The following is a 24,529-nucleotide window of genomic DNA, read 5'->3' as shown; positions in this document are numbered from 1 at the left end:
TCGGGGGTTCTCAGCGTTCGAGGACGAGGGCGAGGCCCTGGCCCACGCCGATGCACAGGGTGGCGACGCCGACTCCGGAGCCCTTGCGGGCGAGCTGGTGGGCGACGGTGCCGGCGAGACGGGCGCCGGAGGCGCCGAGGGGGTGGCCGAGGGCGATGGCGCCGCCCTGCGGGTTGAGGACCGCCGGGTCCAGTTCGGGCCATTCGGCGAGGCAGCCGAGGACCTGGGCGGCGAAGGCCTCGTTGAGTTCGAGGACGTCCAGGTCGCCGAAGGTCCGGCCCGCCTTGGTGAGGGCGCGGTGGACGGCTTCGACGGGGGCGAGGCCGAAGTAGTGCGGGTCGAGGGCGTGGACGCCGGTGGCGGAGATCCGGGCGAGGGGTTCGCGGCCGGTGGCCTTCAGGCCCGCCTCGTCCACCAGCAGCAGCGCGGCGGCGCCGTCGTTGAGCGGGGACGCGTTGCCCGCGGTGACCGTGCCGCCGTCCGGACGGAACGACGGCTTCAGCTTCGCCATCGCCTCCGGCGACGCGTCCGGCCGTACGCTCTCGTCGGCGCCGACGACGACCGGGTCGCCCTTGCGCCGCGGGACCGGTACGGGCGCGAGCTCGGCGTCGAACAGCCCCTCGGCCTGGGCCCTGGCCGCCTTGTGGTGGCTGTGCAGGGCGAACTCGTCCTGCTGCTCCCGGGTGATCTTGTGCTTGTCGGCGATCAGTTCCGCCGACTCGCCGAGCGGGATCGTCCACTGCGGTGCCATCCGCGGGTTGACCATGCGCCAGCCGAGCGTGGTCGAGTACAGCTCGGTGTGGGCGGCGGGGAACGGCCTGTCGTTCTTGGGCAGGACGTAGGGGGCGCGGGTCATGGACTCCACGCCGCCGGCCACGGCGATGGAGGCGTCCCCCGCGGCGATGGCGCGGGCCGCCTGGACGACCGCTTCCAGGCCCGAGGCGCACAGGCGGTTGACGGTCACGCCGGGGACCGAGGTCGGCAGCCCGGCGAGCAGCGCCGCCATCCTGCCGACGTTGCGGTTCTCCTCGCCGGCGCCGTTGGCGTTGCCGAAGTAGACGTCCTCGATGCGGGCGGGGTCCAGCAGCGGGGTGCGGGCGATCAGTTCCCGGACGGCGTGGGCGGCCAGGTCGTCCGGGCGGACGGCGGCGAGAGCGCCGTTGTAGCGGCCGATCGGGGTACGGACCGCGTCGACGATGTACACGGGGTTCACAGCAGATTCTCCGCAACGGTCAGTTCAGCGTCGGTCTTCGCGACGATCTCGTCCACGTCCACACCGGGCGCCGTCTCGACGAGCAGCAGCCCCTCAGAGGTCACGTCGAGCACGCCGAGATCGGTGATGACCCGGTTCACACACGCCTTGCCGGTGAGCGGCAGCACGCACTCCTTGAGGATCTTCGGGGAGCCGTCCTTGGCGGTGTGCGTCATCACCACGATCACCGTACGGGCGCCGTGCACCAGGTCCATGGCCCCGCCGATTCCGGTGATCAGCTTGCCCGGGACGGCCCAGTTCGCCAGATCGCCGCCCGCCGAGACCTGCATCGCCCCGAGCACGGCGACATCGATGTGGCCGCCCCTGATCATCGAGAAGGACAGCGCCGAGTCGAAGAAGGAGGCGCCCGGCAGGACCGTCACGGTCTCCTTCCCGGCGTTGATCAGGTCCGGGTCCACCTGGTCCTCGGCAGGGTACGGACCCGTGCCCAGGATGCCGTTCTCCGACTCCAGGATCACCTCCACGCCCTCGGGCAGATAGTTGGGGATCAGGGTCGGCAGGCCGATGCCGAGGTTGACGTACTGGCCGTCCGTCAGCTCGCGCGCCGCCCGCGCGGCCATCTCCTCGCGTGTCCAGGCCATCAGCCGCTCACCGTTCCTCGTGCCGCGGGCGCGGAGACCGTGCGCCGTTCGATCTTCTTGTCGCCCGCCTGCCCGGGGGTGAGCGCGAGGACGCGCTGCACGAAGATCCCCGGCAGATGGACCGCGTCCGGGTCGATCTCGCCGGGCTCCACCAACTCCTCCACCTCGGCGATCGTGATCCGCCCGGCCATCGCGGCCAGCGGATTGAAGTTCCGCGCGGACTTGCTGAACACCAGGTTTCCGTGCCGGTCGCCCTTGGCCGCCCGGACCAGCGCGAAGTCGGTGCGGATCCCGTGCTCCAGCACGTACTCGGTGCCGTCGAACTCGCGGACCTCCTTCGCGGGGGAGGCGAGAGCGACGCCGCCGGAGCCGTCGTAGCGCCACGGCAGTCCGCCGTCGGCGACCTGCGTGCCCACTCCGGCGGGGGTGTAGAAGGCGGGGATCCCGGCCCCGCCCGCGCGCAGCCGCTCGGCGAGGGTGCCCTGGGGGATCATCTCCACCTCCAGCTCACCGGCGAGGTACTGGCGGGCGAACTCCTTGTTCGCGCCGATGTAGGAGCCGGTCACCCGTGCGATCCGCCCGGCCGCGAGCAGGACCGCGAGCCCGGACTCCATCGCCCCGCAGTTGTTGGACACCACCGACAGCCCGCCGGTGCCCTGCTCGTACAGCGCCTCGATGAGCACGTTGGGCACACCGCTCAGCCCGAAACCGCCCACCGCCAACGACGCGCCGTCCGGCACGTCTGCCACCGCCTCGACGGCCGTGGCGACCACCTTGTCCATCCGTGAAGCCCCATCTCGTCCGAGCGCCCGGCCAGGAATTAGTCAGGGCACTGAGTATTTCAGCGAGGTGTCCTTCACGCTGCCACTGGTCGGTCGAAGCGTCAAGACCCCTGGCAAACGGCAGATTGTCGGTGCAGACGGTGAGGGGTGAGAGGGGTTATCGTTCCGTGCACCAACGAATTCAAGGACGGGAGCGCACATGGCCGCGGTGGATCTGACCAGCCACCCCGGGCACCTGGCCCGGCGGTTGCAGCAGGCGCACTACCTGCTGTGGAACACGATGGTCTCGGAGGAGATCACCTCACCGCAGTTCGCCGTCCTGAACGCGCTCGTGGCCGAGCCCGGGCTCGACCAGCGGACGGTGGGGGAGCGGGTGGGTCTCGACCGGTCCACCATCGCGGAGGTCATCAGCCGGCTCGGTCGGCGCGGGCTGCTGGACAAGGTCCGTGACCCGGCGGACGGCCGCCGCTTCCTGCTGCGCCTGACGGACGACGGGGTGCGCACCCACCGTAAGCTCACCGTGCGCACGGCCCGGATGAACCAGGTGTTCCTCGCCCCGCTCGCCGCTGAGGAGCAGACCGTCTTCTTCGACCTCATCCGGCGGGTCGCGGACGCGGCCGAAGGGCTCCGCAACCCCGCGGAACCCCTCGTGGCCCCCCGCTGACCGGCCCGCCCGGACCTCAGGCCGCCCGCGCGTACACCACCCACACCTGGCCCTCGGCGAAGTTCACGGGGCTGCCGTCCGGGGCCGTGAACTCGGTGCCGTCCGCCGGGGTCGCGCGCTTCCAGTCGGCGTCGTAGGCCCGCCCGTCGCGCAGCACCTTCGCCTTCCCCGAGCCCACCGTCTCGGTGTACGGCGTGTAGTTGCCGAGGGAGTCGTGGTACCCGGACGTGCGGATCGTGACGTACTGCACGACCACGGTCGCCGGAGCCAGCCGCTTGCCGTCCGTCTGCACGGTCGGCGCGCCGTCCTGCGAGACCAGCCAGCGCCCCTGGTCCCCGGACCAGGAGAAGGTGAAGGCGGCGGCCGGGTAGCGGACCGTCTCCGAGGTGTCCGCCCGGCCGCCGGCGGGGGCCGCGCCGTAGCGGAAGCCGGTGGTCAGCGCGCCGGCGCCGGGCGGCGAGGGCATCAGACGGGCCGGGCGCAGATAGAGGTTGTGCGGGGAGGGCCGGTCGGTGCCGCGGTAGTAGGCGCCGTCGGTCCGGCCCGGCGGCTGCGCGTCGATCGGGGCCTTGCCGATCAGCGGGAGCAGCTTGCGCTGGGCTCCGGAGAAGGCGAGCGTCGGGTTCTCGAACTGGCGCAGCAGTTCCAGGTCGGACTCCCGGGCGCTGCGCACCGGTCCGACGGTCTCGGGCAGGTGCGTCGCGTACACCGCCATCAGGCGGCTCAGGCCGCCCTCGACCGGTTCGACGTAGACGATGTCCGCGGCGTCGAGGCCGGTCTGGGGCTTGGCCCGGCGGACGTTGTCGATCTTCACGGCGAGCACCGAGGCCGGGGTGGCCGCCTCGGAGCTCCGGTCGGGTGCGCGTCCGTCGTCGCGCCCGTCGCCCGGCGCGGTGCAGGCCGCCGCCAGCGAGACCGCCATCGCCGTGGCCAGCAGTGCCGCGGTCGTCGCGGCGCGTCTCGTCCGCGTCCTGCGTCCCATGCCCACCGACGCCACCCCGTTTCTGTTGTCTTGATTGTGCGCTTATCAGTTCATTGATGGCCATACCCGGTGGAATTGGATCGCTCGCTGCGAATAGACCGATCGGCGCACGCGGTGGTTCACGGCAGCGGCCCCGGGTACCCGGGGCGCGGATCCGATGGAGGGAGCCAGTGGCGTGAAGGCTGTGACGTGGCAGGGCAAGCGGGACGTCCGTGTGGAGAACGTGCCCGATCCGATCATCCAGGAGCCCACGGACGCGATCGTCCGCATCACCTCCAGTGGGCTGTGCGGCTCCGATCTGCATCTGTACGAGGTGCTCACCCCGTTCATGACGCCGGGTGACATCCTCGGACACGAGCCCATGGGCATCGTCGAGGAGGTCGGCGCGGGCGTCGTGGACCTGAGCGCGGGCGACCGGGTCGTGGTGCCGTTCCAGATCGCCTGCGGCGACTGCTGGATGTGCCTGAACGGGCTGCCCACCCAGTGCGAGACCACCCAGTGCACCGGCGAGGGCATGGGCGCCGCCCTCTTCGGCTACACCCGGCTGTACGGCTCGGTGCCGGGCGCGCAGGCCGAGTACCTGCGGGTCCCGCAGGCGCAGTTCGGCCCGATCAAAGTGCCCGAGGGGCCGCCCGACGACCGGTTCGTCTACCTCTCCGACGTGCTGCCCACCGCCTGGCAGGCGGTCGCCTATGCCGACGTCCCGCCGGGCGGCAGCGTCGCGGTGCTCGGACTCGGGCCGATCGGCGACATGGCCTGCCGGATCGCGCGGGCGCGCGGCGCCGGGAGCGTGTTCGGCGTGGACCTGGTCACCGAACGTCTGCACCGGGCGCGGGACCGGGGCGTGGAAACGTTCGACCTGCGGGACTTCGACAGCGAGAAGGAACTCGTCACGGCCATCCGCGACCGCACCGACGGCCGCGGCCCCGACGCCGTGATCGACGCGGTCGGCACCGAGGCGCACGGCAGCGCCGCCGCCCGCCTCGCCCAGCAGGCCACCGGGATGCTGCCGAGGGCACTGAGCGGGAAGCTCGCGGAACGCTTCAGCGTCGACCGGCTCGCCGCCCTCTACACCGCCATCGACCTGGTCCGCCGCGGCGGCACCCTCTCGCTGGTCGGTGTCTACGGCGGCACCGCCGACCCGCTTCCGCTGCTCACCCTGTTCGACAAGCAGATCCAGATCCGGATGGGACAGGCCAACGTCCGCCGCTGGGCCGACGAGATCATGCCGTACCTCACGGACGAGGACCCCCTCGGCGTCGACGACTTCGCCACCCACCGGGTCCCGCTGACCGACGCGCCGCACGCGTACGAGATGTTCCAGCGCAAGCAGGACGGCGCGGTCAAGGTGCTGATGCAGCCTTGATCAGCCGCCCAGGATCTCCTCCAGGTCGTACCGGACCGGCTCCTCCAGCTGAGCGTACGTACAGCTCTCCGGGGTCCGGTCCGGGCGCCAGCGGCGGAACCGGGCGGTGTGCCGGAAGCGCGCCCCCTGCTCCATGTGGTCGTACGCCACCTCGCACACCCGCTCGGGTCTGAGCGGCACCCAGGACAGGTCCTTCTTGCCCGACCAGCGGCTCGGCGCCCCCGGCAGCCGGGCCGTCTCGTGCGCCGCCTCCTCGGCCCAGGCCGCCCAGGGATGCCCGGCGACCTCGTCCATGCGCAGCGGCTCCAGCTCCTCGACCAGCGCGGCGCGCACCTTCATGGAGAACGCGGCGGACACCCCGACGTGCTGCAGGGCGCCCCGGTCGTCGTAGAGCCCGAGCAGCAGCGAGCCCACGACGGGTCCGCTCTTGTGCAGGCGGTACCCGGCCACCACCACATCGGCCGTCCGCTCGTGCTTGATCTTGAACATGGCCCGCTCGTCCGGCCGGTACCGCGAGGTGGGCGGCTTGGCGATCACCCCGTCGAGACCGGCCCCCTCGTACTGCTCGAACCAGCGCTCGGCGACCTCGATGTCCATGGTCGCCGGTGCCACGTGCACGGGTGGCGTCGCCCCGGCCAGCGCCCTGGTCAGCAGCGCCCGCCGGTCGGTCAGGGGTACGTCCAGCAGCGACTCGTCCGCCAGGGCGAGCAGATCGAAGGCGACGAAGGAGGCGGGGGTCCGCTCGGCGAGCGTCCGCACCCGGGAGGCCGCCGGATGGATCCGCTCGGTGAGCGCGTCGAAGTCCAGATGCCCCTCGCGGGCGATCACGATCTCCCCGTCCAGCACGCACCGCTCGGGCAGCCGCTCCTTCAGCGCCGCCACCAGCTCGGGAAAATACCTGGTCAGAGACTTGGTGGTACGGCTGCCCAGCTCCAGCTCGGCACCGTCGCGGAACACGATCGCCCGGAACCCGTCCCACTTCGCCTCGTAGTGCATGCCCGCCGGGATCCTGGCGACCGACTTGGCGAGCATCGGCTTGACCGGCGGCATCACGGGGAGGTCCATGGTCCGATTTTGCGCGGAACCCTCCCGATCCGCCCGGTATGCGAGCCGTGGGAGGTGCGCCTACCGTGGCTCGCATGGGTGAAGCGGTGGAGTTGGCGGCGGGCGGACGCACGGTACGGCTGTCCAGCCCGGACAAGGTCTTCTTCCCGGAGCGCGGTTTCACCAAGCTGGACCTCGCCCGGTACTACCAGGCCGTCGGGCCCGGCATCCTGCGCGCCCTGCGGAACCGGCCCACCACGCTGGAGCGCTATCCGGACGGGGTGAACGGCGAGAACTTCTTCCAGAAGCGGGCCCCCAAGAACATGCCCGACTGGATCCCCACCGCCCACATCACCTTCCCCAGCGGACGCAGCGCCGACGAGATGTGCCCGACCGAGGAGGCGGCCGTGCTCTGGGCCGCCCAGTACGGCACGCTCACCTTCCACCCCTGGCCGGTGCGCCGGGACGACGTCGACAGCCCCGACGAACTCCGCATCGACCTCGATCCGCAGCCCGGCACCGACTACGACGACGCGGTCCGCGCCGCGCACGAACTGCGTGCCGTGCTGGAGGAGTTCGGGGGCCTGAAGGGCTGGCCCAAGACCTCCGGCGGACGGGGTCTGCATGTCTTCGTGCCGATCGAACCGCGCTGGACGTTCACCCAGGTCCGCCGCGCCGCCATCGCCGTCGGCCGGGAGATGGAGCGCCGGATGCCGCAGCAGGTGACGATCAAGTGGTGGAAGGAGGAGCGGGGCGAGCGGATCTTCATCGACTACAACCAGACCGCCCGCGACCGCACCATCGCCTCCGCCTACTCGGTGCGCCCCCGCCCGCACGCCCCCGTCTCCGCACCCCTGACCTGGGACGAGGTCGGCACCGCCCACCCCCGCGACTTCGACCTGGCGACCATGCCGGCCCGCTTCGCCGAACTCGGCGACGTGCACGCCGACATGGACGAGCACCGCTTCTCGCTGGAGGCACTGCTGGAGCTGGCCGCGCGGGACGAGCGCGACCACGGGCTCGGGGATCTGCCGTACCCGCCCGAGTATCCGAAGATGCCGGGAGAACCCAAGCGGGTACAGCCGAGCAAGGCCCGCAAAGAAGGGCCTACAGCTCCTTGATCCGGATGTCCCGGTACGACACCACGTCCGTCGTGCCGTGCACCTGGAGGCCCAGGTAACCGGAGGCGAACCGGCGTCCGTCCGTGCCGGGGTCGTCCGAGCGGGGCGGGGAGAAGTCCTGGCCGCCCAGGTTGTCGAACTCGTTGATCAGCACGCCGTTGCGGTAGACCGAGTAGTGCTGGTCCACCACCCGGATCTCGTAGTCGTTCCACGTGCCCTTCTCGGTCACGCCCGCGCCGGCCAGGCCGACCCGGTCGAAGCCGTAGACCGATCCCGTCTTGTACATGTCGCCGTCGGGCCGGTCGAGCACCTGCACCTCGTGGCCGTACTTGATGGCGACCCACTCGGGACGGGTCTCCTCGGGGTGGTCGTGGACCCACGGGAAGCGCACGAAGACACCGGAGTTGGCGTTCCCGGTGCCCGGAGCGTCGTCACGCCACTGCAGGCGCAGCGAGAAGTCGCCGTACTTGCGCTCGGGGAACCACAGCATGCCGAGCCCGGCCCGGGTGGTGCCGCTGGTCATCGACCCGTCGGCGTTCAGGCCGAACGAACCGCCGCCCACGTGCCGCCACTTGGCGAACGAGCCGGCGCTGCCGTCGAACAGCGTGCGGTAGCCCTCGGTCTGGCCCGGTGTGCCGATACCGGACTGGCGGGCGGCCCTGGTGATCAGGTTGTACTCGCGCTGGTCGACGACGCCTTCCCGCAGCAGCCGGTCGAGGACCGTCTTCACATGCTTGAGGAACAGCGCCTGGGACGTCCACTCCTTCTCGTCCTCGATCAACTCGTTGATCCGGCAACGGTTGTTCGTGAGCCGGTTCGGCACCCCGGAGTCGACCGTCCCGACGATGACCGTCAGCCGCTCGTCGTACTCCGGACAGGGCGGCGCCGGCACCCCGCCCGGCACGACCGTGAAGCTCACCGTCCGTGCCGCGGAGGTGTTGCCCGCCGTGTCGGTCGCCCGGTACGCGAGTGTGTGCGCGCCCGCCCGGTCGACGATCACGGGCGCGCTGTACGCCAGATAGGGCCCGCCGTCGAGCGAGTACTCGATGCCCGCGACCCCGCCCGCGTCGGTCGCGCTGACCGTCACCTTGGCGCTCGCCACGTACGCACCGTCGGAGTTGCGCGTGCCCTCCACGGTCATGCCCGTCACCGGCGGTGTGGTGTCCTGCGGCGGCGCCACGACCACCGTGAACTCCACGCTCTTGACGGCCGCCACGTTCCCCGCCTTGTCGGTGGCGCGGAACCGGACGGTGTGCGTGCCTACCTGATGCACCATCACGGGCATGGTGTACGGCTGCCAGGCGCCCGTCCCGACGGCGTACTCAATGGTGTTGACGCCCGAACCGGTGTCGGAGGCGGAGACGGTCACCGTCGCCATGTCGGTGTAACTGCCGTCGGGATTGCGCTCCCCGCTCACCGTCGCGGAGGTCTCCGGCGGGGTCGTGTCGTCCGTGGGCGGCGCCACGACCGTGAACGCGGCGCTCTTCTCGGCGGAGACGTTCCCCGCCTTGTCCACGGCCCGGTAGCGCACCGTGTGGTCGCCGACCTGATCCACCACGACCGGCGTGGTGTACGGCTGCCAGGCGCCCGTGGCGCCGATCGCGTACTCGACGCGGTCCACCCCGGAGCCACCCTCGTCGGTGGCGTGGATCATGACGCTCGCCGAACCGACGTACTGGCCCTGCGCGTTCTGCGTGCCACTGACGTGCGCCGAGGTCGCGGGCGCGGTGGTGTCCTCGCCGGTGCCCTCGGTGACGACGAGGATGCCCTGCATCTGGCCGTGGCCGGGGATCGTGCAGGAGTAGAAATAGCGGCCCGGGGTGAGCGTGACCTCGGCGGTGTGGCGGCCGCCCTTGTCGTCGCCCGGGGTCGCCAGGATGTTGAGCTGGACATCGCTGTTGAACTCGGGGTCGCTGGTGGCGAACGTCAGCGTGTGCGGCATGCCGGTGGTGTTGCCGGTCGCCGCGCTGTTCTCGAAGACGATCGTCGCCGCGCCCGCCACCGCCGTGGTGGGGGCCGAGGTGTACTTGGTGATGTCGTCGCCCGCCGTCCAGGTGAGCACCTGCGCCGCGGCAGCCGCCGGTTCGGGCCGGGCGGTGGACGGCGCCGCCTGGACCCCGAGCAGGACCAGTACGGCGGTCAGCAGGGCCGTCAGGAGTCTTCGCTGCCGCATCACTGAGCTCCCCTCGCCAGCTGTCCGGCGGCCGGCGTCGGGCCGCCACCGGTGTACGTGATCCGCCACAGCGCGGACTTGGCGTCCGAGGTGAAGAAGCCGCGGCCGTAGTCGAGGACGTAGAGCGCGCCGTCCGGGCCGAACCTCCAGTCCATGAGGTTCTTGATGCCGTCGTTGCCGACCGGCACGATCTTCTTCAACGACTCCGAGTGCACCGGCAGTCCGCCTTCGCCGTGCGTCCTCGGGTCGGTGATGACCGCGTTGCGCGGCTGGTCGGCGTCGTAGAAGTCGCCCACGAACCACTTCCCGTCCCAGTACGCGGGCCACTTGGTGGTGCTGGTGCTCGCCGCGTCGTAGCGGTAGACGGGCCCGTTCATCGCGGCCTGTCCGCCGCCCTTGAGCCACGGCAGCAGATACGTGGACTCCGCCTGCTGGTAGGACGGGACGCCGTTCGCGTCGCGCGGGAAGTCCGGGGCGCCGCCCTGGGGCGAGTACCAGATGTTGTTGCCGGTCACTGGCGGCAGGTTGACCAGGCCGTCATTGTTCGGCGACTCGTTCTTCGGGTGGTCGCAGTCGTACCAGCCGAGCGGCTTGGCCGGATCCGGCAGATTGCGGTCCCGGTAGGGCTGCTTGTTGCCCATGCAGTACGGCCAGCCCCGGTTGCTCGCCTTGGTGATGACGGCGAACGTGTCGTACTTGGCCGGGCCCCAGGTCGGCGACGGAGCGCCGGCGTCCGGGCCGACCCAGCCGGCGTAGAGAATGTCGGTCGACTTGTCGACGAAGATACGGGCCGGGTTCCTGACCCCCATCACATAGATCTCGCCGCGCGTCTTGCCGCCGCCCTCGTCCGTCTCCCGCCCGGTGAACAGGTTCCCCTCGGGCAGGGTGTACGTCCCGTCCGGCTCCGGATGGATGCGCAGGATCTTGCCGTTGAGGTTGTTGGTGTTCCCGGCGGTCCGGCGCGCGTCGGCGAAGGAGACGCCCTTGTAGTTCGGCTGAGGGTTGTTGCCCGAGTAACCGTCGCTGAAGCGGCTGGAGTTGTTGTCGCCGGTCGCGATGTACAGGTTGCCCTGGGAGTCCCAGGTCATCCCGCCGCCCGCGTGGCAGCAACTGTGGATCTGCACCGGCCACTTGAGCAGCACCTTCTCGCTGCTCAGGTCGAGCTTGTTCGTCGCGAGGTCGAGCGTGAAGCGGGAGACCCGCCGCTCGGCCATGCGGGTGTCACGGTTGATCTGAGCGTGCGGGGTCCAGTGCAGGTACACCCACCCGTTCTCCTGGAACCGCGGATCCAGCTCGATGCCGAGCAACCCCTCCTCGACCTTGACCAGTTCGTCGCCGCCGCCCTTGTTGCCGAAGACGGTGAGCGCGCCCGCCCGGGTGACCTGCTCGGTCGTCGGGTCGTAGACGTGGATCTCGCCCTGGCCCTTGCCGATGTCGGGGTTGTTCCAGTCGGTGATCACCGGCTGGGAGGAGTCGGCGCCGCCGCGCCCGATGTAGAGCACTCGCCCGTCGGGGGCGGTGACCAGGCCGTGCGGTTCGCCGATCTGGTCGTTCTGGCCCGGCTGGTTGGGCCGGGTGAGCCGCTCGGCCGTGTAGTGGCCGGTGATGGTGGCCTTGCAGTCCGCCCGCACCAACCGGGTCGTCCACAGCAGGGCGCCGCGCAGATGGGCGCGGAAGTCCGTCTCGTCGTACGAGGAGACGGTGCCGCCCATGCCGGTGTAGAAGGACCGGCCGCCATCGTAGTCACGGCACCAGCTCACCGGGTGGTCCCAGCCGCCCGCGCCCGCACCGGGCTGGTACGTCGACTCGCGCACCCGGGCGACGGTGTGCACGCTGCCGGTGGGGTTCTTCGTCCAGTTCAGCCAGCGGTCCGGACGCTTCCACTGCACCGGCAGATCCTTGGTCGCCGGATGCGAGCGGTCGCCGACCTCCACGGTCGCCCGCTGCACGCCGGCCGGGCCGCCGGACGCCGGCCGGGCACCGATCAGCCCGGTGAACCACTCCGAGTACGGCTCGGCGCGCGCCGCGTCGTGCAGGCCGACGAAACCGCCGCCCGCCTCCATGTAGGCCTCGAGACCCGCTTCCTGCTCGGGGTCGAGGACGTCGCCGCCGCCGGTCGGGAACACGACGGCGTTGTAACGGCCCAGCGCGGTCTCGTCGGTGAAGACCGAGGCGTCGTCCGTCGCCTCGACCTTGAAGCGCTGGTTCAGCGGCCCCGAGAGACCGATCTTCTCGATCGCCTCGATACCGGCGTTCACCAGGGGCGACTCGTCGCCGGCGGCGGCGGAGCCGTAGAAGATCAGCACGCGTACGTTCGCGCCGCCCGGGGGCGACTTGATGGACATCGTTGTCAGGGTCGGGTCGGGGGCCACGCGCGCACTCGCGGGCGGGCCCGACAGCAGTCCGGCGGCAACGGCTCCGGCCGCTACGGCCGCCGCCCAGCCGCGTCTTCTCGTGCTCAACCCTCGTAAGTGCATGGGCACCTCCTCGGTCACAGCAACAGCGCCATGGAAGCTAGACCTCTTCGCTTCACTCGCCAATACCTATGACCAGAATGGAACGAACTTTGTCCTGCGTGTGGATAAACCGCTCCGGTCCCGCTACTGTCTCGAACTCCGTACCGGAACAGGGGAGTTCGGCATGGACAGACGCGGCTTCAACCGTCGGGTACTGCTGGGCGGCGCCGCCCTCACGACATCGTTGTCTATGGCGCCGAAGGCCACCGGCGCCGACCGAACGGCGGGCACGGCGACCGCCACGGGCGAGGTCAGACACCTCAAGCTGTACGCCGAGAAGCTCGCCGACGGGCAGATGGGCTACGGCTTCGAGAAGGGCAAGGCGACCATCCCGGGACCGCTGATCGAGGTCACCGAGGGCGACACCCTGCACATCGAGTTCGAGAACACCATGGACGTGGCGGCCAGCCTCCATGTGCACGGCCTGGACTACGAGATCTCCAGCGACGGCACCAAGCTGAGCAAGAGCGACGTCGAGCCCGGCGGCACCCGCACCTACACCTGGCGCACCCACGCCCCCGGCCGCCGCAAGGACGGCACCTGGCGGGCGGGCAGCGCGGGTTACTGGCACTACCACGACCACGTGGTCGGGACGGAACACGGAACGGTCGGCATCAGGAAGGGCCTGTACGGGCCGGTGATCGTGCGGCGCGCGGGCGATGTGCTGCCGGACATGACATACACGATCGTCTTCAACGACATGCTGATCAACAACAAGCCGGCGCACTCCGGGCCCAACTTCGAGGCCACCGTGGGGGATCGGGTCGAGTTCGTGGTGATCACGCACGGCGAGTTCTACCACACCTTCCACCTGCACGGTCACCGCTGGGCGGACAACCGCACGGGCATGCTCACCGGGCCCGACGATCCCAGCCAGGTCATCGACAACAAGATCGTGGGCCCGGCGGACTCCTTCGGCTTCCAGGTGATCGCGGGCGAGGGGGTCGGCGCGGGGGCCTGGATGTACCACTGCCATGTGCAGAGCCACTCCGACATGGGGATGGTGGGGCTGTTCCTGGTGAAGAAGACGGACGGGACGATCCCGGGGTACGAGCCGCACGAACACGAGCACCGGCAAGAGCAAGAGCAAGAGCAAGAGCAAGAGGAAGAGCACGAGCACTGAGTCAGGACTGGAGCGCTCTCACGGCGTGGGAGGCCGGGGCTATCCTGGGCCGATGAGGAGCCCGAAGTGACCGGTACCGCCCCGCGTCCCACGCTGGAGGCCGTGGCCGCACGCGCCGGGGTCTCACGGGCCACCGCGTCCCGGGTGGTCAACGGCGGGGACGGGGTCAGGGAACCCCTCGCCGCGCGGGTGCGGCGAGCGGTGGAGGAGCTCGGATACGTGCCCAATCAGGCGGCCCGCAGTCTGGTCACCCGGCGCCACGACGCGGTGGCCGTCGTCGTCGCGGAACCGGAGAGCCGGGTCTTCGCCGACCCCTTCTTCGCCCTGCAACTGCGGGGCATCAGCAAGGAGTTGGCCGCACACGACAACCAGCTCGTCCTGCTGCTCACCGAGGGCCGCGACGACCATGCCCGGGTCGCCCGCTATCTGTCCGGCGGGCATGTCGACGGCGCGCTGGTCTTCTCCCTGCACCTCGACGACCCGCTGCCCGGACTGATCCAACAGGCCCGGATTCCCACGGTGTTCGGGGGACGGCCCGGCTGGCGCGGGGTCCGCGGCGACGTGGTGTACGTCGACAGCGACAACCGGGGCGGGGCGCGGGAGGCCGTACGGCATCTCGTGCGGCTCGGCCGGAGCCGGGTGGCGCACATCACCGGGGCGCTGGACCAGACCTCGGCGGTGGACCGGCTGGACGGGTACCGGGATGTCATGGAGGGCGCGGATCCGCGGTGGATCGCCGAGGGCGACTTCACGCCGGGCGGCGGTGAACGGGCGATGCGCGAACTCCTCGACCGCTGCCCGGACGTGGACGCCGTTTTCGCCGCGAACGACCTGACCGCGGCAGGCGCCCTGCGGGTGCTGCGGGAGCGGGGGCGGCGGGTGCCGCAGGACGTGGCCGTCATCGGGTTCGACGACATGCTGCCGGTGGCCGAGCAGACGGATCCGCCGCTTACGACGGTCCGTCAGGACATCGAGGAGATGGGGCGGTTGATGGCTCGGCTGCTGCTGCGCGGGCCGGCCGAGGAGCAGGCGAGCGTGGTCCTGCCGACGACGCTGGTGCGGCGGGGCTCGGCCTAGAACGGGGAGGGTGTTCTCCGTCGGGACGACCCGGGCGGCAGGGGCGTCGGCCGGTCTGCTCCAGGCGGAAGCCGACTGGTCGGCGGTGCCTGTCGGGGACGACCACTACCCGTGTCCGAGGCGGGCTGGTCCTGCGTGCCGAGCCGGTCGAGAATCCCCCGGATGGCCCCGTGGGTCAGGGCTCCTCGTGGCGGAGCGGGGAGCAGGTACTCAGCGCCTCGGCCCACGGGGCTGCGAACATACGTTCGACGCGTTGCGGCGCGGCCCGGTCCCGGGACAGGGACGTCCCCGAACGGCTCCGGCGTCGGCTCCCCCGTGCCCAAGACCCGCTCCCGCGCCGCACGCTCCGGTAAGAGCATCCGAACGGTCGGACGCGCTTCCACGGATAAGACGCGCTCCGACGGCGATTGTCAGTGGGCGGTGAAAGACTCGGCTGAGCACGCATCGGGACCCCTCGGAGGAGGGCATCATGCTCACCACCCGTTTTGTCCACGGCGCTCCCAACTGGGTCGACGTCGGGACCACCGACATCGACGGCGCCACCGCCTTCTACCACGCCCTGTTCGGCTGGGAGTTCCGGTCGGCGGGCCCCCGGTCCGGCGGCTACGGCTTCTTCCAGCTCGACGGGAGGACCGCCGCCGGTGGCATGCAGAACCCGCCCGAGCAGGGCCCGCCCGCCTGGACCGTCTACTTCCACAGCCCGGACGCGGACGCCACGGCGAAGGCGGTGGAGCGGGCGGGCGGCCGGGTGGTCATGCCGCCCGACGACGTCATGGGCAAGGGCCGCATGGCCATCCTCGCCGACCACGCGGGGGTGACGTTCGGCATCTGGCAGCCCGCCGCCCTCCAGGGCCTCGACGTCGCGGGTGACCCCGGCTCGCTGTGCTGGGTGGAGCTGTACACCCAGGACCTGGCCCGGGAGGCCGCCTTCTTCGACACCGTGTTCGGCTGGGAGACCTCGGCGATGGCTTTCCCCGGCGGCGTCTACACCTGTATCAACCCCGCCGGCGCAGGCGAGGACGCCATGTTCGGCGGCCTGGTCACCCTGGCCGACGACCCCACCGGCACCGAGGAGGAGCCGTACTGGCTGCCGTACTTCGAGGTCGGGGACACCGATGTCGTCGTCAGCAAGGCGCAGGAGCAGGGCGGCACGGTCCGGATGCCCGCCGTCGACGTGGAGGGTGTCGGCCGGATGGCCAAGCTGGAGGACCCCTACGGCGCCCGCTTCGCGGTGATCAAGAGCGCCGCCCCGCAGGAGGGCTGACCGGGCGCCCGGATCGCGTCGGACACGCCGCGCGCCGCCGTGCTTTCCGGGGCGCGGCGGGGGCATCATCGTGCGGTCGCCCGGGGCCGCGCCCCCGAGGCGTTGATCCGGCGTTGATCGAACGTTTTTCGCCGCCGGGCACGCTTCGGGCCATGTTCATCGACACAGTCACCACGCCCGATCTCACCTGGCAGCAGGAGGCGTTGTGCGCGCAGACCGGGGCGGACTTCTTCTTCCCGGAGCCGGGCAGCTCCGTACGGGAGGCGAAGCGGATCTGCGGCCTGTGCCCCATCCGCTCAGCCTGCCTGGAGTACGCCCTGGACAACGACGAGCGTTTCGGCGTCTGGGGCGGCCTGTCGGAGAAGGAACGCCTGGCGCTGCGGCGCACGGCCCACTGACGTGAGGTCACGCCCCGTGCGCCGTCGGGAAACGGGGCGACCGGCCGTTCGTGGTGCGGTTGGGATCCGGGGGCGCACCCGGGCGTAGCGCGGGCCGTCGGGGCGTACGGACAGCGCCCACCGGGCGTAACCGGGCAGCGGAGCCTCGTCGTCCGCCGCGGCGACCGTGTCCTGGTCGCCGCGGGTGAGGACCATCGAGGCGGCGGCGCGGCCCTCGCTCATCGAGGTGACGCGCGCAGGCAGCCGACGAGGCCGTGGCGACGTAACGCGTGGGCACCTCCGGCTCCTGGCCGATGAGCCGGGGGTCCACCCGGACCGGTTCGGTGCGGCCGGGACCGAACGGGATGCCGCGGACGACGGCGCGGCGGAGCCCCGCGTCCGTCTCCGGGTGCCGCCACATCACGGCGCTCAGGGTCGGGTCGTCGTTCTCCAGGATCCACAGCGCGACGGAGACCGGCAGCAGCCGGGACCACGTCCACGCGCGCTGCAGGCGCCGTACGGTCGCGTCGGGCGCCTCGGGGCCGGGCAGACCGGTCCGCGTGCGGACCCGGACGGGGTGTCCTCGTCGACCAGGCCGAGCAGGAATCCGGCGCCTGCTGCGACCTGCTGTTCTCACGCATGGCCTGCATGGTGCCGCAGGCCCGCGATCCGCCCCAGGGAGATACCGGGAGGGCGTCAGCCCGCGGCGCGTGCCGCCATGCGCGCCTTGCGCGCGGCCAGCTTCTCGTCGAACTTCGAGGCCTCGGCGTCCAGGCCGTTCATGAACAGGCCGAGTTCCTCCTGCGCCTTGAGGCCCTCCGGGCCGAGGCCGTCGATCTCCAGGACCTTCAGGTGGCGCAGCACGGGCTGGAGCACGTCGTCGTGGTGGATCCGCATGTTGTAGACCTCGCCGATCGCCATCTGCGCGGCGAACCGCTCGAAGCCGGGCATGCCGTGACCGGGCATCCGGAAGTTCACGACGACGTCCCGGACCGCCTGCATGGTCAGGTCGGGGGCGAGCTCGAAGGCGGCCTTCAGCAGGTTCCGGTAGAAGACCATGTGCAGGTTCTCGTCGGTCGCGATGCGCGCGAGCATGCGGTCGCAGACCGGGTCGCCGGACTGGTGGCCGGTGTTGCGGTGCGAGATGCGCGTCGCGAGCTCCTGGAAGGCGACGTAGGCCACCGAGTGCAGCATCGAGTGCCGGTTGTCCGACTCGAAGCCCTCGCTCATGTGGGCCATGCGGAAGGCTTCCAGCTTGTCCGGGTCCACCGCGCGCGAGGCGAGCAGGTAGTCGCGCATCACGATGCCGTGCCGGCCCTCCTCGGCGGTCCAGCGGTGCACCCAGGTGCCCCAGGCGCCGTCGCGGCCGAAGAGCGAGGCGATCTCGTGGTGGTAGCTGGGCAGGTTGTCCTCGGTCAGCAGGTTCACGACCAGCGCGATCCGGCCGATCTCGGTGACCTTGGACTGCTCCTTGTCCCAGGCCTCGCCGTCCTCGAAGAAGCCGGGGAAGTTGCGGCCGTCGGACCAGGGCACGTACTCGTGCGGCATCCAGTCCTTGGCGACCGAGAGATGGCGGTTCAGTTCTGTCTCGACCACTTCCTCGAGCGCGTAGAGCAGCCTGGCGTCGGTCCAGGCCGAGGACGGGCTGCCGAGGTTCGGGGAAGTAATCGTCACGGGAACTCCAGGGGGACGTCACACGAGCGGAAGCGGACCGGCTGGCGGTCGGTTGAACCTACGGAATCGTAGGCTACGAGACCGTAGGTTACGAAGCCGTAGGTTAAAAATGCTGTAAGGACCGCTGATCAGCCGGGTTCCCAAGGATGCGGAGGCCATGCCGAAGAGCCCCGGGACCGGCAGGTCCCGGGGCTGAGAGCATGAAGTGTCACCTGGTCAGGCGTACAGGTCCCGCATCCGTACCGAGAGACATGTCACACAGCCTTCGAGCTTCTCGAACTCGCCGATGTCCACCACGACCGGCTCATGACCGAGGTCGGCGAGCAGTTCCGCCGTCTTCGGCGCGCTCGCGGAGATCAGCAACCGGTTGCCGCCGAGCAGCACCACATGGCCCCCGGCCTCCTCGGGCACCGACAGGAAGCGCGGGAAGAGCGCCGGCCGGTCGACCTTCGGGATGTGCCCGATCACCGTCCCGTCGGGCAGCGCGGTGACCGCGGACTTCAGGTGCAGCACCTTGCTCACCGGTACGGCGACGACCCGCGCCCCGAGCGGCTCGAAGGCGGCCCGCACCTGCTGGACCCCGGCCGCGTTGGTGCGCCCGCCGCGGCCGACGTAGATCGTGTCGCCGACCTTCAGCACATCGCCGCCGTCCAGGGTGCCGGGCTCCCAGATCCAGTTCACCGAGCAGCCGAGGGAGGCGACGGCCTCCTCGACGCCGACGGTCTCCGCGCGCCGCGCCTCGGCGCCGGGGCGGGTGATCAGCGCGACGTTCCGGTACATGACGACCGTGTCCTCGACGAACACCGCATCGGGGCAGTCGTCGGCCGGATCCACCTCGACGGTCTCCCAGCCGTGGGCGCGCAGCGCCTCCGTGTACGCCTCCCACTGCTCCACGGCGCGGCCGACGTCGACCTTCTCCCGCTCGATGTGCGTCACCAGCCCTTCGGCGAGGCGCGGGCCGGGGCGGCGGACGAGGGCCTTCTTGCTGGGCACGAGATTCTCCGAATCGGCGACAGGTTCCGGCGCCCGTGATCCGGCGCCGGTCCGCCATCATGCAGGGCCGGTCCACCCGGACAAAACCCGTCTCACCAGGCTGTGGCCCTCCTGAGATGCTCCGCGGTGAAGGATCCGGGGACGTCGAGGAGCCCGCGCGGGGTACCGGTGAAGATCACCTCGCCGCCGTCGCGCCCGCCGTCCGGGCCGAGGTCGACGACCCAGTCGGCGTGCGCCACCACGTCCAGGTGGTGCTCGACCACCACGACCGTGTTGCCCACGTCGACCAGCCGGTCCAGCAGGGCGAGCAGCGCGTCCACGTCGGACAGGTGCAGCCCGGTCGTCGGCTCGTCGAGGACGTACAGGGCCCCGGTCAGACGCAGCCGGGTCGCCAGCTTGATGCGCTGGCGCTCCCCGCCGGAGAGCGTGGACAGCGGCTGGCCGAGGGTGAGGTAGGTGAGCCCGACGTCGCGCAGGGCGCTCAGCCGGCGCCGTACGCCGGTGTCGGCGAAGAAGTCGAGCGCCTGCCCCGCCGTCATCTCCAGGACGTCCGCGACGGAGCGGCCGTCGACAGTCAGCCGCAGCACCTCGTCCTTGAAGCGCCGCCCCTCGCAGTCGTGACAGGTCGTCGTCACCGGGTCCATGAAGGCGAGGTCGGTGGAGATGATCCCGCGGCCCTCGCAGGTGGCGCAGGCGCCGGAGGAGTTGAAGCTGAACAGGCCCGCCTCGGCACCGGTCTCCCGGGCGAAGATCTTCCGGACCGTGTCCATGATCCCGACATAGGTCGCCGGGGTGGACCGCGCCGAGATCCCGATCGACGACTGGTCCACGACCACCGCCTCCGGGTGCGCCCGGGTCAACTCCGCGACCAGGGAGCTCTTGCCCGACCCGGCCACCCCCGTCACCACGGTCAGCACCCCGGTCGGGAACTCCACCGTCACGTCCCGCAGGTTGTGCCGGTCCGCGCCCTTCACCCACAGCCCGCCGGTCGCCTCCCGCACGGTCTCCTTCACGGCGGTACGCCGGCCCAGACACCGCCCGGTCAGCGTCCCGGAGGCGGCCAGACCGTCCGGGGTGCCCTCGAACACCACCCGCCCGCCGTCGGCGCCGGCCCGCGGACCCATGTCGACCACATGGTCCGCGAGGGCGATGACGTCCCGGTCGTGCTCCACCACGAGCACGGTGTTGCCCTTGTCGCGCAGCCGCAGCAGCAGTTCCCCGAGCCGCCCCACGTCCCGCGGGTGCAGCCCGACGCTCGGCTCGTCGAAGATGTACGTCATCCCGGTCAGGCTGGAACCGAGGTGCCGCACCGTCTTCAGCCGCTGCCCCTCGCCGCCGGAGAGCGTGGCCGTTTCCCGGTCCAGGCTGAGATAGCCGAGCCCGATCGCGTCGATGCGCTCCAGCGCGGCCACCGCGGCCCCGGCGATCGGCCGCGCGACCGGGTCGTCGATCTCCTTCAGTACGGGGATGAGGTCGCTGACCTGCATCCGGGTGCAGTCGGCGATGGTCCGGCCGTCGATCTCGGTGGCGAGCGCCGCCGCGTTGAGCCGGGCGCCGCGGCAGGCCGGGCAGACGCCGTCCACCATGAACTCCCCGACCAGGTCACGGGTCTTCTGGCTCATCGACGACAGGTCCCGCTTCAGGTACAGCCGTTCGAAACGGTCGGCGAGCCCTTCGTAGTCGGTGGTCCAGGTGCCGCCCGAGCCGCTGACGGTGACCTTGCTGCCGGGCCTGCCGCGCAGCAGGAACTCCCGCTCCGCGGCGGTGAACCGCCGCACCGGCTTGTGCGGGTCCAGCTCGGCGGAGTTCGTGTACGCCTGCCCCTGCCAGGTGCCCGCGGCGAACGGAGGGAAGCGGACCGCGCCGTCGGCGAGGGAGCGATCCTCGTCCAGGATGCGGCTCCAGTCCGGCCCCACGGCCCGCCCGAGACCGTCGCACTGGGGGCACATGCCCGAGGGGTCGTTGAAGGAGTACGCGGTCGCGGGACCGGCACTCGGGGTGCCGTGCCGGGAGAACAGCACCCGGATGACCGAGTAGACGTCCGTCATCGTGCCGACCGTGGAGCGCGAGTGGCCGCCGATCGGGCGCTGGTCGACGACGATCGCGGGGGAGAGGTCCTGCAGCGTCTCCGCGTGCGGCCGTTCGTACTTGGGCAGCCGGTTGCGCACGAACCAGGTGAACGTCTCGTTCAGCTGGCGCTGCGACTCCACCGCGATGGTGTCGAAGACGACCGAGGACTTGCCCGATCCCGAAACGCCGGTGAACACGGTCAGCCGGCCCTTCGGGATGCGGAGCGTGACGTCCTTGAGGTTGTTCTCCCTGGCTCCGGTGATGGTGATGAACTCGCTCATGGCTTCGACGCTAGGCGGGATACCCGACAGCCTCTGGCGTGATTTCCTTCAGTTCTCCGTCGAGCAGCAGCCAGCGGGTGATGCCGAGGGACTGCAGGAACGGCAGGTCGTGGCTGGCCACGATCAGCGCTCCCTCGTACGACTCCAGGGCCGTGGTGAGCTGCCGTACGCTCGCCATGTCCAGGTTGTTCGTCGGCTCGTCCAGCATCAGCAACTGCGGGGCGGGCTCGGCCAGCATCAGCGCCGCCAGTGCCGCCCGGAAGCGTTCGCCGCCGGAGAGCGTGGCCGCCTTCTGGTCGGCGCGGGCGCCCCGGAACAGGAAGCGGGCCAGCCGCGCCCGGATCCGGTTGTTGGTGGCGGCCGGCGCGAACCGGGCCACGTTCTCGGCGACGGTCCGCTCGCCGTCCAGGACATCGAGCCGCTGCGGCAGGAACCGCATCGGCACATGCGTGCGGGCCTCGCCCGACACCGGCTCCAACTCCCCGGCGATGGTGCGCAGCAGCGTGGTCTTGCCCGAGCCGTTGCGCCCGATCAGCGCGATCCGCTCCGGCCCGCGCAGATCGAACCCGCCCGCCACACGCGCCCCGTGGGCCAGTTCCAGATCCAGCAGCGTGAGCACTTCACGGCCCGGCGGTACGGCCGTGTACGGCAGGTCGACGCGGATCACGTCGTCGTCCCGTACGGCCTCCACCGCCTCGTCGAGCCGCTCCTTGGCCTCGGCGAGCTTCTCCTCGTGCATGATCCGGTGCTTGCCCGCGGACTCCTGCGCCGCCCGCTTGCGCGCCCCCATGACGATCTTCGGCTCGCGCTTCTGGTCCCACATCTTCTGGCCGTACCGCTTGCGGCGTGCCAACTTGACCTGGGCGTCGGTCAGTTCGCGCTTCTGCTTCTTCAGATCGGCCTCGGCGACCCGCACCATCCGCTCGGCCGCCTCCTGTTCCACCGCGAGTGCCTCCTCGTACGCCGAGTAGTTGCCGCCGTACCAGGTGATCTCCCCGGCGCGCAGATCGGCGATCTGGTCGACGAGGTCGAGGAGTTCGCGGTCGTGGCTGACCGCGACCAGGACCCCCGGCCAGGCGGAGACCGCGGCGTACAGCCTCCGGCGCGCGTACAGGTCGAGGTTGTTGGTCGGCTCGTCCAGGAGCAGGACGTCCGGGCGGCGCAGCAGCAGCGCGGCGAGCCGCAGCAGCACCGACTCGCCGCCGGACACCTCGCCGACCGTGCGGTCCAACTGGATGTGGCCGAGGCCGAGTTCGCCGAGCGTGACGAGGGCTCGCTCCTCCACGTCCCAGTCGTCGCCGACGGTCTCGAAGTGCGCCTCGGACACGTCGCCCGCCTCGATGGCGTGGAGCGCGGCGCGCCGGTCGGCGATGCCGAGGGCCTCGTCGACCTTGAGGCCGGTGTCGAGCGTGATGTTCTGCGGCAGGTAGCCGACCTCGCCCGCGACACGGACGGTGCCGTCGGCGGGGGTGAGCTCACCGGCGATGAGCTTCAGCAGGGTGGATTTCCCCGAGCCGTTCACTCCGACGAGCCCGGTGCGGCCGGGGCCGAAGGCGGTGTCGAGGCCCTCGAAGACGGGGGTGCCGTCGGGCCAGGTGAAGGCGAGGGACGTACAGGTGATGGAAGGTGACATGCGGGCCTCCGCGGTTGCTCGACGCGACAAGGGCAAACGCGTATCGAGACACCTGCGACCCGCGGAGAGGCCTCGGGAGGGCAGCGCAAAGGCCCTGTTCCGGAGGACGGCTCGAACGCCGAGGTCGCACACGGCAGCCACACCACAGGGGGCGTGACGGCGGGTGTCTCAGGACCTCAGACGAGCAACGTCCTTCTCCAATCGACGGCAACAGGACCGCTGTACACCGTAGGAAGGGGCGGAAGGGCTGTCAACGGAATTAATGCGAGCCGGCACAAGGGGCAGACAGCCATCGCGTAATATGCACTCACCGTCTTTGCCTATTACGGGGGGATCCGTGTGGACGCCGAACTCGTACGTTCGTGGGTGGAGGGCTGGGTCGTCTCCCGCGGAGCCGCGCCGCCGGTCGCCGAGCCCTGGGGCTTCACCGTCGACGTGGGGCTGACCGGCCACGTCACCCGGCACGTCCTGCCCGATGCCGACGAGGCGCTGGTCCGCAAACTGACGGAGGCGGCCACGGCGCCTGGCATATGGCTGAAGGTTTTCCTGCCGCGGCGGACCGTCGCCCCCTGGGTGGCGCCCGGCTGGCGCTTCGAGGACGACGGCTTCCTGATGACCGCCCCGCTGCGGTCCGCCGCCGCCGGGGTGCCCGCCGGATACCGGACGCGTACCTGGACCAGGGGCGGTGTCACCCGCGTGCTCGTCCTGACCGAGGACGGCGCGTTCGCGGCCCGTGGCCAGGTCGTCGTGCCCGGCCCAGGGCGGAGGGCCGTGGTCGACCAGGTCGAGACCTCCGCGGCCCACCGCCGCAGGGGACTCGGCAGTCTGGTCATGCGGACTCTGGCGAACACCGCCGTCGCCGCGGGCGCCTCGGACGCCGTGCTGGCCGCGACGACCGAAGGGCGCGCGCTGTACGCGTCCCTGGGCTGGCACACCCGCGGCCCGCTGACCAGCCTGGTCCGTGACGTCGCGGCGCACACGCCGAGCGCCTGAGCACGCCGGGAAGCTCCGCGTCCCGGGCGGTACGTCCCTGCCGGATTCCTGCCGGATTCCTGCCGGACCGTGCCCGGTCGAACTGGTCGGGTCGGCGCACGACGAAGGACTCCTCCCTCCGCGAGCGCGCTCCCGCCTTCCGCTCCCTGCACGTCCCGGGCACCCCGCTGGTGCTGCCGAACGCCTGGGACACCGCCGGTGCGCGCGTCGTCGCGGACACCGGCGCCCCCGCCCTGGCCACCACGAGCGCCGGGCTCGCCCGGGACCTCGGTGCCGCGGACGGCGGCCGGGTGGACCGCGGCCGAGCCCTCGCGGCCCTCGCGCGCATCGCCGCCGCCGTGGCGGTGCCCGTGAGCGCGGACATCGACAGCGGATAGGCCGAGGATCCGGCGGGCGTCGCCGGGACGGTCCGGGCGCTGCTCACGCTCGGCGCGGTGGGCGTGAACATCGAGGACGCCCGGTACGAGCCCGGCGCGGGGCCGCTGCGCCCGGTGAACGCATAGAGCCCGGTGGAGATCTGCTGGCCCGGCAGACGGCCGCGC

General features: G+C 71.2%; 19 protein-coding genes and 1 pseudogene. 9 read left to right on the top strand and 11 right to left on the bottom strand.

All coding sequences use genetic code 11. The features are described 5' to 3' along the window. Window positions 1-10: 10 nt before the first annotated feature. Genes ACFYW5_RS24170 through ACFYW5_RS24160 form a run of 3 tightly spaced genes read right to left on the bottom strand, consistent with a single transcriptional unit; the run spans window position 11 to window position 2,636 of the window. The gene (locus tag ACFYW5_RS24170) at window positions 11-1,213 is read right to left on the bottom strand and encodes a thiolase family protein (RefSeq protein ID WP_389419140.1); all 1,203 of its coding nucleotides are present in this window, start codon (window positions 1,211-1,213) and stop codon (window positions 11-13) included. Next, window positions 1,210-1,854 (bottom strand): CoA transferase subunit B, encoded by a 645-nt coding sequence (locus tag ACFYW5_RS24165; protein WP_389419139.1) that lies wholly within the window; start codon window positions 1,852-1,854, stop codon window positions 1,210-1,212. The genes ACFYW5_RS24170 and ACFYW5_RS24165 overlap by 4 nt, the downstream gene beginning before the upstream one ends. Continuing rightward, window positions 1,854-2,636: a CoA transferase subunit A gene (locus ACFYW5_RS24160; protein WP_389419138.1), complete on the bottom strand. Its 783-nt coding sequence runs from the start codon at window positions 2,634-2,636 to the stop codon at window positions 1,854-1,856. Before ACFYW5_RS24160 ends, ACFYW5_RS24165 begins: the two co-directional genes overlap by 1 nt. A gap of 199 nt (window positions 2,637-2,835) precedes the next feature. Here ACFYW5_RS24160 and ACFYW5_RS24155 point away from each other — a divergent pair, with 199 nt between their 5' ends. Next, window positions 2,836-3,300, top strand: coding sequence for a MarR family winged helix-turn-helix transcriptional regulator (locus tag ACFYW5_RS24155; protein ID WP_389419137.1), 465 nt, complete (start codon window positions 2,836-2,838; stop codon window positions 3,298-3,300). A gap of 16 nt (window positions 3,301-3,316) precedes the next feature. On the opposite strand, the gene ACFYW5_RS24150 is transcribed toward ACFYW5_RS24155, so the two are convergent. After that, a complete protein-coding gene (locus ACFYW5_RS24150; protein ID WP_389419136.1) occupies window positions 3,317-4,282 on the bottom strand; it encodes a DUF3048 domain-containing protein in 966 nt (321 codons plus the stop codon). A gap of 175 nt (window positions 4,283-4,457) precedes the next feature. On the opposite strand from ACFYW5_RS24150, the gene ACFYW5_RS24145 reads away from it, so the two are divergent. Next, a complete protein-coding gene (locus ACFYW5_RS24145; RefSeq protein ID WP_389419135.1) occupies window positions 4,458-5,648 on the top strand; it encodes a zinc-dependent alcohol dehydrogenase in 1,191 nt (396 codons plus the stop codon). Here the strand turns inward: ACFYW5_RS24145 and ACFYW5_RS24140 are convergent, their stop codons facing one another. Then, window positions 5,649-6,713 carry an ATP-dependent DNA ligase gene (locus ACFYW5_RS24140; RefSeq protein WP_389419134.1) on the bottom strand — a complete coding sequence of 355 codons (1,065 nt, stop codon included), beginning with the start codon at window positions 6,711-6,713 and terminating at the stop codon, window positions 5,649-5,651. It lies immediately after the preceding gene. A 74-nt stretch (window positions 6,714-6,787) separates the two neighbouring features. Between ACFYW5_RS24140 and ligD the strand changes: the two genes are divergently transcribed. Then, window positions 6,788-7,813, top strand: a complete 1,026-nt coding sequence (gene ligD / locus ACFYW5_RS24135; RefSeq protein ID WP_389419133.1) for a non-homologous end-joining DNA ligase — start codon at window positions 6,788-6,790, stop codon at window positions 7,811-7,813. Here the strand turns inward: ligD and ACFYW5_RS24130 are convergent. Together ACFYW5_RS24130 and ACFYW5_RS24125 are read right to left on the bottom strand one after the other, a co-directional pair. Next, window positions 7,800-9,986, bottom strand: a complete 2,187-nt coding sequence (locus ACFYW5_RS24130) for an OmpL47-type beta-barrel domain-containing protein (protein WP_389419132.1) — start codon at window positions 9,984-9,986, stop codon at window positions 7,800-7,802. The two genes, ligD and ACFYW5_RS24130, sit on opposite strands and share 14 nt — an antisense overlap. Beyond that, on the bottom strand, window positions 9,986-12,463 hold the full coding sequence (locus ACFYW5_RS24125; protein WP_389419131.1) for a ThuA domain-containing protein: 2,478 nt from the start codon (window positions 12,461-12,463) through the stop codon (window positions 9,986-9,988). The genes ACFYW5_RS24130 and ACFYW5_RS24125 overlap by 1 nt, the downstream gene beginning before the upstream one ends. A 163-nt stretch (window positions 12,464-12,626) precedes the next feature. Here ACFYW5_RS24125 and ACFYW5_RS24120 point away from each other — a divergent pair, with 163 nt between their 5' ends. The 4 genes from ACFYW5_RS24120 to ACFYW5_RS24105 all read left to right on the top strand — a co-directional run bounded on the left by ACFYW5_RS24120 (window position 12,627) and on the right by ACFYW5_RS24105 (window position 16,364). Further along, window positions 12,627-13,625: a multicopper oxidase domain-containing protein gene (locus tag ACFYW5_RS24120; protein ID WP_389419130.1), complete on the top strand. Its 999-nt coding sequence runs from the start codon at window positions 12,627-12,629 to the stop codon at window positions 13,623-13,625. A gap of 66 nt (window positions 13,626-13,691) precedes the next feature. Next, the gene (locus tag ACFYW5_RS24115) at window positions 13,692-14,702 is read left to right on the top strand and encodes a LacI family DNA-binding transcriptional regulator (protein ID WP_389419129.1); all 1,011 of its coding nucleotides are present in this window, start codon (window positions 13,692-13,694) and stop codon (window positions 14,700-14,702) included. A 469-nt stretch (window positions 14,703-15,171) separates the two neighbouring features. Further along, a complete protein-coding gene (locus ACFYW5_RS24110; protein ID WP_389419128.1) occupies window positions 15,172-15,966 on the top strand; it encodes a VOC family protein in 795 nt (264 codons plus the stop codon). 152 nt (window positions 15,967-16,118) lie between these two features. Further along, window positions 16,119-16,364 (top strand): WhiB family transcriptional regulator, encoded by a 246-nt coding sequence (locus ACFYW5_RS24105; RefSeq protein WP_250073254.1) that lies wholly within the window; start codon window positions 16,119-16,121, stop codon window positions 16,362-16,364. Between the two features lie 675 nt (window positions 16,365-17,039). On the opposite strand, the gene ACFYW5_RS24100 is transcribed toward ACFYW5_RS24105, so the two are convergent. From ACFYW5_RS24100 to ACFYW5_RS24085, 4 genes are all read right to left on the bottom strand, one after another. After that, window positions 17,040-18,017, bottom strand: coding sequence for an acyl-ACP desaturase (locus ACFYW5_RS24100; RefSeq protein WP_389419127.1), 978 nt, complete (start codon window positions 18,015-18,017; stop codon window positions 17,040-17,042). Between the two features lie 216 nt (window positions 18,018-18,233). Beyond that, the gene (ddaH, locus tag ACFYW5_RS24095; protein WP_389419126.1) at window positions 18,234-19,010 is read right to left on the bottom strand and encodes a dimethylargininase; all 777 of its coding nucleotides are present in this window, start codon (window positions 19,008-19,010) and stop codon (window positions 18,234-18,236) included. Between the two features lie 92 nt (window positions 19,011-19,102). Beyond that, window positions 19,103-21,361: an ATP-binding cassette domain-containing protein gene (locus ACFYW5_RS24090; protein ID WP_389419125.1), complete on the bottom strand. Its 2,259-nt coding sequence runs from the start codon at window positions 21,359-21,361 to the stop codon at window positions 19,103-19,105. Between the two features lie 10 nt (window positions 21,362-21,371). Continuing rightward, the gene (locus ACFYW5_RS24085) at window positions 21,372-22,994 is read right to left on the bottom strand and encodes an ABC-F family ATP-binding cassette domain-containing protein (protein ID WP_389419124.1); all 1,623 of its coding nucleotides are present in this window, start codon (window positions 22,992-22,994) and stop codon (window positions 21,372-21,374) included. Between the two features lie 339 nt (window positions 22,995-23,333). On the opposite strand from ACFYW5_RS24085, the gene ACFYW5_RS24080 reads away from it, so the two are divergent. Together ACFYW5_RS24080 and ACFYW5_RS24075 are read left to right on the top strand one after the other, a co-directional pair. Beyond that, the gene (locus tag ACFYW5_RS24080) at window positions 23,334-23,987 is read left to right on the top strand and encodes a GNAT family N-acetyltransferase (protein WP_389419123.1); all 654 of its coding nucleotides are present in this window, start codon (window positions 23,334-23,336) and stop codon (window positions 23,985-23,987) included. Between the two features lie 146 nt (window positions 23,988-24,133). Beyond that, a pseudogene (locus ACFYW5_RS24075) lies at window positions 24,134-24,454 on the top strand (isocitrate lyase/phosphoenolpyruvate mutase family protein); the annotation flags it as partial. Between the last annotated feature and the right edge of the window lie 75 nt (window positions 24,455-24,529).

This window comes from Streptomyces sp. NPDC002779 (assembly GCF_042888685.1).
Lineage (GTDB): Bacteria > Actinomycetota > Actinomycetes > Streptomycetales > Streptomycetaceae > Streptomyces.
This window is presented reverse-complemented; position numbering and strand designations above follow the sequence as displayed.